The sequence below is a fragment of the Oceanisphaera arctica genome, assembly GCF_002936955.1.
Lineage (GTDB): Bacteria > Pseudomonadota > Gammaproteobacteria > Enterobacterales > Aeromonadaceae > Oceanimonas > Oceanimonas arctica.
In genome coordinates, this window is the sequence record NZ_MPZM01000006.1 from 78130 (window position 1) to 90511 (window position 12382).

Consider the following 12382-nt stretch of genomic DNA (forward strand, 5'->3'; position numbering starts at 1 on the left):
ACCGAGGTTAACTGCCCAGCACCACCCCCAGGCTGAGCATCGCCATGACCATCAGGGTAAGCACGCCCAACAGGGGACCGATAAACTTCAGCCAGGCGCCATAGGACACCCGTCCTATGGCCAGGCCGCCCATCACGATGCCGGAAGTGGGCATCACCAGGTTGGGCAGGCCGGAGGCAGACTGGAAGGCGGTTACCACCAGTTCGCGACCTATGCCGCTGAAATCGGCCAGTGGTGCCAGTATCGGCATCGACAGCACCGCCAGTCCGGAGGAAGAAGGCACGATCAGACTCATCACCGCTTCTATTCCGTAAATGGCATTGATAAAGGTGATTTGGTTCAGGTCCGCCAGTATTCCTTCGGCGTAGTGAAGGATGGTGTGGGTGATATTGCCGTTATCCATCACCACCACCAAACCGCGTGCAATGGCGATAATCAGTGCCACTCCCAGCAGATCCCGGGCGCCATCGATAAAGCTGCCGGTCAGCTCGGCTTCCGATAGCCGGCCCACCAGACCCACCAGTATGCTGGCGCCGATAAAGAGCGCCGAGAGCTCGGCCATCCACCAGCCGCCCGCCGACACACCCCACATCATGACACCGAAAGTCAGGGCGAAGATGGCCAGAATGATTTTGCGGGTTGGAGTCAACTCGGGGGCCTGTTGCTCTTTGCCGTGCAGAAAATGCCGTTCGTTTCCTTCCTTCTGGTGAGCGACCACGGAGAGAGACGGATCCCGTTTCACTTTTTCTGCGTAGCGCATTACGTAGAAGACGCAGGCCAGCCAGCCCAGCACCAGAATCGCCAGGCGCAGGCCAAAGCCGTCCATAAAATTGATCTCGGCGGCATTGGAGGCAATCACGGTCGCGAAGGGATTGATGGTGGAGCCCAGACAGCCGATGCCGGCACCGATCATGATGATGGCGACGCCCACTATGCTGTCGTAGCCGGCGGCGATCATCACCGGGATCAGCAGGGCATAGAAGGGAATGGTTTCCTCGGCCATGCCATAGACGGTTCCGCCCAGGGCGAACAGCCCCATCAGCAGCGGTATCATCCATTTTTCCCGGCCCTTGAGTCGGGTCATGCTGCCGTTGATGCCGGCATCGATGGCGCCGGTGCGGGTTACTACCGCCAGAAAGCCGCCGATCACCAGCACAAACAGGGCCACATCGACGGCCCGGGCCACATAGCCGTCCGGATCATAAAACCCCTGAACCGGTGCCATCAGTACCTCGACAATGCCCTGTGGGTTGGCATCAACAGCATGATAGGAACCCACCTGGGGTACCAGGCGCCCCAGGGTATCGTTCTTTTCCATCTGATACTGACCGGCGGGAATAATCCAGGTCAGCGCCGCCATCACCATGGTCAGCAGGAACAATATGGTAATGGCGGAGGGAAATTTTATTCTGGTCATTAGAATGTCCTTATTACGCATCGGCTGTGTTACCGGCGACGGGGCGGCTGGCCCCGTCGCTCGGTATCAGGCAACCAGTTCCATGATCTCCCGAACCGATTTTCCGGCCAGGCCCATTTTATCCAGGGTACGCCCGCTGCAGAAATAGTCGGTTTCGTTATAGGCGTTGTTGATATGCAGGCAGGATTCGACCAGAGCTGTTTTCACCCCGGCGAGCCGGCCGAACTCGAAGCAGGGCACCAGCAGATAGGCGGCATCTTCGGTGATATAGCGATCCTGGGCCGATTTTGGGGCGCTATTGAGTTTGCCGTGAGTTTCCGAGGTGCGGTTCAGCTCATAGACACTGTCGGCGTTCAGGCCATACAGACTGTTCATGGCTTCCAGTTCGGATTTCAGAGTCAGCCCCAGGGCCTCACCTACCGTCAGCCGTTCCTGCTCCATTACCGCAGCCGCCCGGGCAGTGGCGGTTGAGCAGCAGTCCTTGTAGTAGTTGAACTGGCCGTCGAAGTTTTCCAGCAGGCCCATGTTGAGGGTGGTCAGTAGCGGATGGCCACCGAAGTTGATGTTTTCCAGCCCGGCGGCAATCACGTTGTCCAGGGCGGTCAGCGGCAGTGGCATCAGCGGCTGCAGGCGTTTTATGGCCTCTTGCGTGCGGCTGGCGGGCAGGGCGGCGACCGGTAGCTGCTGCTTCATACCGAGGATGGCCAGCTGAGCCGGGCCGACGATGCGTGTTGCCCAAGGGATGGAGATGGCATCGACCAGAGTGACGTCCAGCGCCTGATAACCTTCTTCCTGCCTGATGCGATTAAACACCAGGGAGCCGTAGTTGCCCGGCATCAGCAGTATGGTCTGGCCATCGCGCAAGTGTGGCAGTATGGCCCTGAATAAGGGTTCCTGAGCGAAAGAGGGTACCGGTAGCACCAAGACATCGGCGAAAGCCACCGCTTCGGCCAGATCGCGACTCAGGGTATCGATGGCCTGGGTTCCGGCGAACTCCAGAGGCACGCCATTGAACTCGGCCAGCGCCTGGATACCCCCCCGCCGAGCGATGTCGTCCAACGGTTGATCGAAGCCGGGAGCGCCATACAGGCAGACCCGGGTTCCCATCAGGGAAAAATGGTAGGCGGCGGTCAGGCCGGCATTGCCGGAGCCGATCACGGAGACACGAGAGAACATGGTTTTTCCTCTGACGATTGATTGCTGATGGCGCCAGACTAGGAAAAACCGAGAGCTCAGAATAATGCACAGGCCTTCTTGAACCATGCAGAAAAGACATACTGCAGCGGGTGTCGATATGTAATTGTTTGATGATTAAGATGTTAATTTTATGATGCGTTTCGTCACCATCGGAGAGAAAGTGTGATCTGTATCACTTTGGTTCGGAGAGATCCCGCATCGGCCCCATGTTCAGTACTATGCCCATGTCTTCGGCCAGCTCGGTAAAGTGCTCGATAAAGCGCTGGGCATGGCGATTGAGCGGACGCAGGGCCGGGTAGAGAATTTCAAATTCGAATGGCAGTGAAAAGGCCAGGGGCCGCTCTATCACCTCCTTATGCTCGCTGGCAATACGGGCAGTAAAGGGGTCCGTGATGGCCATGCCCAGCCCTTCGCGTACCAGAGCTGCCGCCGTGGTGGCCAATGAGACTTCTATCTGTTCGGTCATATTCAGCTGGTAGCGCCGCAGCAGGGCATCGAACAGGCGCTGGCTGACATCTTTTTCATGACGGATCAACGGCAGTTCGGCCAGATCATCCACATCAATATGCGGTTTTTCTGCCAACGGCGAACAGGCCGGTAGCAGGCATACCGACTCGCATTTCACTCGTTGGGCTCTGACTCCGGCCAGTGGCTCATCGATAAAGGCAAAGCCGATGTCGGTGGTCTGGCTCTGCACCCTGTGTACGACTTCTTCCGAACGGTAGGTCTTCAGCGCCACTTTCATCTGCGGTGCCTGGTGCAGAAAGCGGGCCAGGGTTCGGGGCAGAAAGGCATTGGAAAGCAGTGGCATGGCGGCGATATTGAGGCGGCCGAAGCGATGGGCGCGAATGGAGGCGGCGGCCTGATCCAGCCCGGAGACGGCCTCGAAGGCTCGGGCCACCTCCAGATAAAAGGCTTCGCCATCATCACTGAGCTGCAGCCGGTTGCCTTTGCGGATAAACAGCTGAAACCCCAGTCGCTGCTCGAGCGCCGACAACAACCGGCTGACCGCCGGCTGGCTGAGATTAAGCCGCTCGGCGGCGGCGGTGACTGTCTGACATTCGACAATGGCCTTGAAAGCATTGAGCTGGGAGAGTTTCATAAGGGGTTGGCCTGTCATCCTGATTTAGCCGAATTATACCTATCGAATTAGGGTCTGTTGACCTTTCGCGGTTAAATTTTGTTCGAGAAAAACGCGTTTAGCCGAACCCGCAGAGCAGCGCTTGTGGGGTCTTGCTACTGCGTTATCGCTTATTTATGTAGAGTGACTACAGGGCATAAGCGCTGCCTTGTATCAAGACCCCACAAACTGCTGCAAAAATCATCACGAAAGGTCAACAGACCCTAAATATTTTATCTTTTTGACTGTTATATCAACCCCGGACAAAGGGCCCGCTTCGCCGACCCGCTCAGGCAAATGCCACTCACCGTTTCAGCCTTTGCCCTGTTGCTGGCAGAAGGAGATGAAGCGGCGCAGCAGGGCCGAATGGTATTTCTGTTTGTGCCAAACCAGTCGGAGCTTTCGAGACAAGTGAATATTCACATCGATGGCGGCCAGTCGGCCGGCTGCCAGCCGGTTGCTTACCGCTCGTTTCGAGATAAGGGTTAGCCCCAGGCCATGCTCGACGGCCTGCATCACGGCCTCGAGCGTATTGAATTCCAGTATGTTGCCCAGGGCGCCGAGCCGGGGGAGCAGTTCTCGGTCAAACTGCTCGCGATTGCCCGACAGGGGTTCGCGCAACACCCAATTGCAATGGTCGAGTCTGGTCAGGCCGATGTTGGACTGGCCGGCCAGCGGGTGATCCGAATGGGCGACAATCAGCATTTCGTCGTCGAGCCAGTCCTGGGTGACCAGCGCAGGATGATGGTTTTCTCCTTCTATCAGCGCCATATCCAGCTCGAAACGGGCCAGCATATCGCACAGGTTGTGGGTATTGGTGATACACACCCTGGCTTGTAGCCCGGGTTGCTGCGCCAACAGCCTGGGTAGCTGGTAATTACCGATGGTCTGGCTGGCGCCCAACAGCAGGGTGCCACTGGGCTCCCCACTTTCGTCAAACAGATGCTCTATGTCCGTGACGCGGCTCAGCACTTCTTCGGCCAGAGGCTGCAATTGCCGCCCCTGCGCATTGAGCTTCAGGCGGGGGTGAACCCGGTCGAACAGGGGATTGCCCAATCGACGTTCCAGCTCGGCCAGCGCCTGCGACAGGGCACCCTTGCTCAGGAAGAGCTCCTCGGCCGCCAGGCCCAGGTTGCCGTGCCGGGCGATGCTGGTAAACACCTGCAGTTGTTTGAGACTTATCATTTAGAAATACCAAACACTTAGTTTAAATCATTTAGATATCATGAATAGATGGGTTTTTCTATGATGAGAGTCAGTTACCAAGGAGGCCCATCATGCTGACCAGATCCCGCAATCGTTTCGCCGCTGCACCCACCCCCATGGCCGGGTTAGCATTAGGCATCGCCAGTCTTGGCTGGTGCTGGGAGAATACCGGACTCTTTTCCGGTGGCGCCCAGGCGCTGGGCGCCGCCATCGCCGCCGCGCTGCTGCTGATACTGGTGGGCAAGTTCGTATTGCATCCCCGGCTGCTGGCAGACGATCTGGCGCACCCCGTCGTGGGCAGTGTGGTGCCGACCTTTGCCATGGCGACCATGGTGGTCTCCAAGGCGGTAGGCGGTAATCTGGGTACCGGACTCTGGTTGTTTGCGGTGGCGCTGCATCTGGTGTTTCTGGTGACCTTCGTCTGGCATCGGCTCAAGGATTTTCGCCTGCATCACATGGTGCCCAGCTGGTTTGTTCCGCCGGTGGGTATCATAGTGGCGGCCGTGGCCAGCCCCGGTGGTGCCCTGACACCCCTGGCCCTGGGTCTGTTGTGGTTTGGCATGATCTGTTATGCCTTCATGCTGCCGATAATGCTGTATCGACTGATTTTCTGTGCCGAGGTGCCGGATGCCGCCAAGCCGACCATCGCCATCATGGCCGCACCGGCCAGCCTGTCTCTGGCCGGTTACCTGACGGTGACCAGCAACCCTTCACCTCTGCTGGTGGCGGTACTGCTGGGCATAGCGGTGCTGATGACGGCGCTGATTTATCTGGCCCTGACCAGGCTGCTGCGTCTGCCCTTCAGCCCGGGTTATGCGGCCTTTACCTTTCCGCTGGTGATTAGCGCCACCGCCCTGTTCAAGGTGACTGCACTCGCCGAACACTGGGGGCTGGATGGCCCGACTCAGGAACAGTTGCGCATGCTGGCCGGCGGTGAGCTGATAGTGGCCACCCTGGTGGTCGCCTATGTGGCCCTGCGTTTCGCGATGTTCTTCGGCCCCCAGCGCAAGGCCGAGCCGGGTCTGGCACAATCCTGAGGCGGCAGGCTTAAACTGCAGACTCGGTGAACGTAAAAGGCCGGTGGATGATCCCACCGGCCTTTTTGTTCTTGTCGTATTACGGAGAATGCTCAGCCGGATCTGGCAGGAGATCTCAAGGAGTTGCCCACCTGGGCAGTGGACTTGATATCGCCGGTAGGGGCCAGCAGTTGTGCCAGTTCCTCGGGCGGTACCGCCCTGGAAAACAGGAATCCCTGCAGTTCGTCGCAGCCATGAGCAGCAAGGAAACTCCGTTGGGCATCGGTTTCTACCCCTTCGGCCACCACCTTCATGTGCAGACGATGAGCCAGTTCGATAATCGCCTGGCTGAGCACAGTATCCCGGGGAATATCCTGCACAAAGGAGCGATCCAGCTTCAGCCGGCTGACCGGGAACTGCCGCAGGTAAGATAGTGAAGAATAGCCGGTACCGAAATCATCGATGGATAGCTGTACCCCCAGTTGCCGTATGCGATCGAGAAGGTGGAGCATGGATTCACTTTCCTGGATCAGCATGCTTTCGGTCAGTTCCAGCTCAAGGCTGCCGGAAGGTAACCGGGTGTCCTGCAGTATCCGGGCTATGCGTTCGCTCAGATCAGGCTGATGCAGCTGGCGTTCCGATAGGTTGACCGCGACCCTGAGCAGGGGCAGCCCTTGCTGCTGCCAGCGTTGCAGCTGGGCACAGGCGCTGCGTATTACCCATTCGCCAATGGGGATAATCAAGCCGCTGCGTTCGGCCAGCGGGATGAACTCGTCCGCCAAGAGCAATCCCCTTGTTGGATGATGCCAGCGCAGCAAGGTTTCCACCGCGACACAGCGACTGTTGGCAGCCTGCACCAGCGGCTGATAGTAGAGACTGAACTGGTTTTTCTCGAGTGCCTGGGCGAGATCGTTTTCAAGGTTCAAACGCGCGAGGGCTTTCTGGTTCAGTTTTGGCTGATAGAAGTAGAAACCGTTACGACCGTCGGCCTTGGCCTGATACATGGCGATGTCGGCATGGAGCAGCAGAGTGTCGCTGGATTGTCCGTCTTCAGGGAACTGGGCGATGCCGATACTGGCGCCGATCCGTACCTGTTGTTCATGCAACCAGAAGGGCTGGGTAAGCAGATCCAGTATACGTTTGGCGACTGACTCGGGGGCGTAGGGTACATCTTGCCGGGTTGGTGTCAGCACGATGGCAAATTCATCACCGCCCAGGCGGGCGAGGGTGTCATGGTCGCGGATACACTGTAGCAGACGCGGAGCCACCTGCTGCAGGAGCTGATCCCCGGCGGCATGGCCCAGACTGTCGTTGACCTCCTTGAACCTGTCCAGATCCAGCATCATCACCGTCACCGGCTCCTTTCTTCGCTGGGCTCGCCGGATCGCCTGCTCCAGCCGGTCTTTATATAACAGTCGGTTGGGCAGGCAGGTCAGGCTGTCGTGCTGGGCCTGATGTCTGAGTTGGGTCTCCAGCTGTTTCTGGATGGTGATATCGTGGGCCGAGATCATGGCGCCCACTTGTTCACCCAGTTGGTTATAGATGGGGCAGCCACTGACCAGCAGGAGATGAGGCGTCTGATCCGGCTCCCGGATCATGATTTCTTCCGCTTTGATCACTTCGCCGTGCAGGGCGCGGTACAGGGGAAGTTGCTGCAGAGGCAAAGGAATCACGCCGTTCGGGGGGTAGCAGGGAGCGCGATGGCTCCATTCCTCAAGGGACAGGCCAGGGGTAGCCCAGAGTAAATCTTTCTTGTGACGGTTATTGGAGAGGGTGATCTGGCCATCGATATTACAGGCTACCACCAGGTCATGGCTCTGTTCCACCACAGCTTCGGTAAATACCTTCGCCTTCAGTTGCTCGGAGGTGCGTTCCTGAACCTGCTGATGCAGGCGTTCTGTCATCTGGTTAAGGGTCGGGATCCAGCTCAACAGCCCCCATAACAGCAACAAGATACCTACGCCTTCTCCTACCAGCTTTTCCAGAAATGATTGAATTCCGGTGTTGCCAATCACCACAAATTGCGCCAGTTCGGGAAATTCGTCGGTGATATCAATCAAGGTAGAGAACAGCAACAGGAAAAAGCCCGCCAGAATTAGATTCCAGCCTTTTTGCCCTTCGTGACGTTTGTTGCCTGTACGCAGCAGAAAACGGATAATACACAACAGCATCAGCGCCTTTACCAGCTCGATGGTTACATCAAAAGTATCAACGTTCATCAATATCTCACTGGCGGCATCAAAAATAGCAATCTGCATCTATTATTTTTCCTATCACAGGGAGCAGGGAGCAGGGAGGTAGAGACGTGATAGCTTGAAGTTGATAGCGTGCGGTGGTCGCTCTATCTCGATATGTCGCGAGCAGGTATGAGATTCCCAATCCATGGGTGGTTCTCCTTAAAATGGAGCCAAGTGGGCCATCTATAACATGAACAGGCAACGGCAGGTTCAATGTTGACGGGCGCTGCTTGTATTATGAGAATAAAGTTAAGCATAGATCTAACAGATATGTATCTGTAATGGCTCTTTAATTGATCTTGATTAACCCTGCTTGTTAGATGGCCTGCCGATCAATTAACCACATGCTTCCTTCTGTCGGTGATGACACAGCGCAACATGCCACCCTAACCGCCGAAAAAGAAAAACCAGATCGGCACCGGCGCCACGGTCAGGGCGATCAGGGTGATAAAGCCGTGAAAAGGAATGAGCCTGCTCATGCCCACCACCAGGGCGATGCCGCCACCCCCGCCAATCAGGGTATTGCCCGGCAGGTTAAGAGCGACGGCGATGGTCAGGTAGCGGTGTTTTAACAGCATAGGCGCTATGCCCCTGGGGAGTTGCTCGCCGAGTAGTGCCAGCCTTTGTGGCCGGTTCAGCGGCGCAAGTTGATTGATCAGGGCGCTGGCCCGATAAAGATGCAGCCAGTTCAGCAGTCGGTAAATCCGCCCGGGGGCAAGGGTTCTGCCGATCAGAAAGCTTAGCGACAGGGCTACAAGGGTACACAGATAGACCAGAACGGCGCCCTTGCTGCCCAGCAGCATCATCAATGCCAGGCCGATTTCTATGCCGGGCATGAAGGGCACCGCCATCAGACCGATATAGAGGCAAGCCGCCGCCAGCACCATTATACCGATCAGTGCATCGTGTTGGAGCAGCAGCTGCAGATCGAGCTGCCGGGCCAGCCAGCTCCCCCCCGCATTCAGCGCGATAACAATACCGATCAACAGGGCGAACCTGAGATAGCGGATCAGTCTGGTATTTCCGGAAGGCTCATGATGCGAGTCATTCATATACCGCCTAGTGCTGAGTTCAGTCACATGCCCTATTCCTTCAGGGTGCCACTTTTTATTTTAGCAGTGTGCCCGGGCGAGCTGGTCGATCTGGGTGGCAGGGGCTGCCTGCTGCAGCCGGATGGTCCCCCCTGGTCTACTTCGGCCTTTTTTGTTTCCGGGGTGTCTTTTGTCAGTCCTTCAGCCGCTATGCGGCGGGTATTCGACCTCAGCCCCTTCGGCGGCTCGATAGCTCGAGTGGCTGGCCAATTGCTGCTGATAACGCCGAATATTGGGGTAACTCTCTATGGCGTTGTTATTGGCGAGAATATCCAGGATGAAGGACATCATGATGTCGGCGCCGGTGAGTTTGTTGGCCACCAGATAATCTCGTCCGGCCAGGCTCTGTTCCAGATGACCGATCACCTTGGCGATTTCGGTGTCGGCATAGCGGGCCAGAAAGTTGGTTTCGGCACCGTCCATATCCACGAACAGCTTCAGCAGCAGCGGCAGTATGGCCGAGCTTTCGGCGAAATGGATCCAGTACAGATAATCGGCGTAATCTTCGTGACCATGAGCCGGGGCAAGCCGCTCGGGGGCGAAGCGTGCGATCAGGTATTCGGTGATGGCACCCGACTCGGCCAGCACCTTGCCGTCGACCTCGATGACCGGGGACTTGCCGAGCGGATGTATCTTGAGCAGCTCGGGGGGAGCCAGCCGCGTTTGTTCATTGCGTTGATAGCGCTCGATGCGATAGGGCTGGCCCAGTTCTTCCAGCAGCCAGATGATGCGTTTGGATCGAGACTGATTCAGATGATGCAGTGTGATCATGTATTGCCTCTCTGTTGAACGGGGCGGCGTTAGCCGCCCCGTTTGGGGGTTAAGCCAGTTCGTCGTCGCCGACGCGCACCACCAGCTTGCCGAAGTTCTGGCCCTGGAGCAGGCCGATAAAGGCCTGTGGCGCGTTGTCCAGTTCCTCGACTATCTGTTCGCGATAGTGAATTTTTCCGTCACTCAGCCACTGGCGCATGTCCTGGGCGAACTCGTCGTAGCGATGGGCGTAATCGTCGAAGATGATAAAGCCCTTCACGGTCAGGCGTTTGATGAGAATGGTGCCCATCAGCTGACCCAGACGATCCGGCCCGTTTGGCAATGCGGTGGCGTTGTACTGGGAAATCAGGCCACAGACCGGGATGCGGGCGCCGGTGTTGAGCAGCGGTAGTACCGCATCCAGCACCTTGCCGCCCACGTTCTCGTAGTAGATATCGATGCCGTTGGGGCAGGCCTTGGCCAGCTGGTCGGCAAAGTCATCGGCCTTGTGGTCGAGACAGGTGTTCACGCCCAGGGTCTCCAGCGCATAGCGGCATTTCTCTTCGCCACCCGCCACGGCCACCACGTTGCAGCCCTTGAGCTTGCCTATTTGTGCCACCATAGAGCCCACGGCGCCGGTGGCAGCCGCCACCACTATGGTTTCGCCCGTTTGCGGTTTACCGATATCCAGCAGGCCCATATAGGCGGTAAAGCCGGGCATGCCGAGCACGCCCAGGGCGTAGGAAGGCGGCACCAGCTTGGGGTCCAGCTTGATAAGCCCCGTACCATCAGACAGCGAATAATCCTGCCAGCCGCTGTAGCTCAGCACCCAGTCACCGACCTGATAATCCGGATGTTGACTGGCATGTACCCGGCTGACGGTGCCGCCGACCATGGTCTCACCAATGGCCACCGGCTCTGCGTAGGACTTGGCGTCGCTCATGCGGCCACGCATGTAGGGATCCAGACTCAGAAAAACGGTACGCAGCAGCAGCTGGCCCTGGGCTGGCTCGGGAATCGCCGTTTCCTGCAGGGCGAAATTGGCGGCGGTAGGCGCACCCACCGGGCGTGAGGCCAGAGTTATTTGACGGTTGCTGTTGGCTGTTTGCTTCATCTTGTGCTCCTCTATTCGTTGCTTGGCTTACAGGCTGGCTAGCAGTATCTGGCGGCAGTGTTCGGGGGTGACGTCGCCGTGTTCGCCGAGTGCGACCATGCCGTGGTTTTTCAGGCTGTCGATGATGCCGTCGATATGTTCGGCACCCAGACCGTAGTCGCCTAGGCGGGTCTTGACGCCGACAGACTCGAAGAATTCGCGGGTGCGCTCGATGGCGGCCTCGGCCTTGTCGTCGTCGCTGCCCTCACGAATATCCCACACCCGCTCGGCGTACTGCACCAGCTTGCCGAGCTTGGTGGCCTTGCGCTGGCGCAGCATCTCGGGCAGCACCACGGCCAGGGTCTGGGCGTGATCCAGGTTGTGCAGAGCGGTAAGCTCGTGGCCCAGCATGTGGGAGGCCCAGTCCTGAGGTACACCGGCGCCGATCAGGCCGTTCAGGGCCAGGGTGGCGGTCCACATCAGGCTGGCGCGGGTCTGGTAGTCTTCTGGCTCGGCCAGCGCCTTGGGTCCGATCTCGATCAGGGTTTGCAGCAGACCTTCGGCAAAGCGATCCTGCACCGGCGCCTGGGCCGGATAGGTCAGGTATTGCTCCATTACATGCACGAAGGCATCGACTACGCCGTTGGCGACCTGACGGGTGGGCAGAGTGTAGGTTTTGACCGGATCCAGCACGGAAAAGAGCGGATATACCTGCTCGCTCATGAAGGGCAGTTTGGCCTGCAGCGCCTTGCGAGTGATCACCGAGCCCTTGTTCATCTCGGAGCCGGTGGCCGGCAGGGTCAGCACGGTGCCGAAGGGCAGGGCGCGCTCTATGTTCTGTCCGCCTTGTTTCAGTATCTCCCAGGCATCGCCATCGAACAGGGCGGCTGCGGCCACGAACTTGGTGCCATCGATCACCGAGCCGCCACCGACGGCCAGCAGAAAATCGATATCGTTGCTGCGTACCAGCGCCACGGCTTCCATCAGGGTCTCGAAGCTGGGGTTGGGCTCGATACCGCCGAACAGCTGCACCTCACGGTCACCCAGGGCGGCGGTGACTTCATCCAGGGTGCCGGTACGGCGGGCACTCTCACCACCAAACAGTACCAGCACGCGGGCGTCAGTCGGTACCAGCTGGTTCAGGCTGGCTATCTTGCCGGCGCCAAATTCGATACGGGTCGGGTTGTAGAAGCTGAAATCTTGCATAAGTTAAACCTCGTTATGAGTGATTTTAAATAGACCGGTCGTCTAGTTT

The 12382-nt window shown here is 58.1% G+C and carries 10 protein-coding genes; 1 reads left to right on the forward strand and 9 read right to left on the reverse strand.

Going from position 1 to position 12382, the window contains the following annotated elements; genetic code table 11:
* Nucleotides 1–7: 7 nt before the first annotated feature.
* From UN63_RS04555 to UN63_RS04570, 4 genes are all read right to left on the reverse strand, one after another.
* Nucleotides 8–1417, reverse strand: coding sequence for a YfcC family protein (locus tag UN63_RS04555; protein ID WP_104485596.1), 1410 nt, complete (start codon nucleotides 1415–1417; stop codon nucleotides 8–10).
* A gap of 66 nt (nucleotides 1418–1483) precedes the next feature.
* Nucleotides 1484–2593 carry an NAD/NADP-dependent octopine/nopaline dehydrogenase family protein gene (locus UN63_RS04560; RefSeq protein ID WP_104485597.1) on the reverse strand — a complete coding sequence of 370 codons (1110 nt, stop codon included), beginning with the start codon at nucleotides 2591–2593 and terminating at the stop codon, nucleotides 1484–1486.
* Nucleotides 2594–2786: 193 nt separating this feature from the next.
* A complete protein-coding gene (locus UN63_RS04565; protein WP_104485598.1) occupies nucleotides 2787–3716 on the reverse strand; it encodes a LysR family transcriptional regulator in 930 nt (309 codons plus the stop codon).
* 330 nt (nucleotides 3717–4046) lie between these two features.
* Nucleotides 4047–4919: a LysR substrate-binding domain-containing protein gene (locus UN63_RS04570; protein ID WP_104485599.1), complete on the reverse strand. Its 873-nt coding sequence runs from the start codon at nucleotides 4917–4919 to the stop codon at nucleotides 4047–4049.
* 92 nt (nucleotides 4920–5011) lie between these two features.
* Here UN63_RS04570 and UN63_RS04575 point away from each other — a divergent pair, with 92 nt between their 5' ends.
* Complete coding sequence (locus tag UN63_RS04575; RefSeq protein ID WP_104485600.1) at nucleotides 5012–5977, forward strand: TDT family transporter; 966 nt, start codon at nucleotides 5012–5014, stop codon at nucleotides 5975–5977.
* 92 nt (nucleotides 5978–6069) lie between these two features.
* On the opposite strand, the gene UN63_RS04580 is transcribed toward UN63_RS04575, so the two are convergent.
* The 5 genes from UN63_RS04580 to UN63_RS04600 all read right to left on the reverse strand — a co-directional run bounded on the left by UN63_RS04580 (nucleotide 6070) and on the right by UN63_RS04600 (nucleotide 12333).
* Nucleotides 6070–8214 (reverse strand): putative bifunctional diguanylate cyclase/phosphodiesterase, encoded by a 2145-nt coding sequence (locus UN63_RS04580; protein WP_104485601.1) that lies wholly within the window; start codon nucleotides 8212–8214, stop codon nucleotides 6070–6072.
* Between the two features lie 365 nt (nucleotides 8215–8579).
* Entirely contained in the window at nucleotides 8580–9245 is a 666-nt protein-coding gene (locus tag UN63_RS04585) for a hypothetical protein (protein ID WP_104485602.1), read from the reverse strand.
* A 180-nt stretch (nucleotides 9246–9425) separates the two neighbouring features.
* Nucleotides 9426–10055, reverse strand: coding sequence for a glutathione S-transferase family protein (locus UN63_RS04590; protein ID WP_104485603.1), 630 nt, complete (start codon nucleotides 10053–10055; stop codon nucleotides 9426–9428).
* A gap of 49 nt (nucleotides 10056–10104) precedes the next feature.
* The gene (locus tag UN63_RS04595) at nucleotides 10105–11148 is read right to left on the reverse strand and encodes an NADP-dependent oxidoreductase (RefSeq protein WP_104485604.1); all 1044 of its coding nucleotides are present in this window, start codon (nucleotides 11146–11148) and stop codon (nucleotides 10105–10107) included.
* Nucleotides 11149–11175: 27 nt separating this feature from the next.
* A complete protein-coding gene (locus tag UN63_RS04600; RefSeq protein ID WP_104485605.1) occupies nucleotides 11176–12333 on the reverse strand; it encodes an iron-containing alcohol dehydrogenase in 1158 nt (385 codons plus the stop codon).
* Nucleotides 12334–12382: the final 49 nt, after the last annotated feature.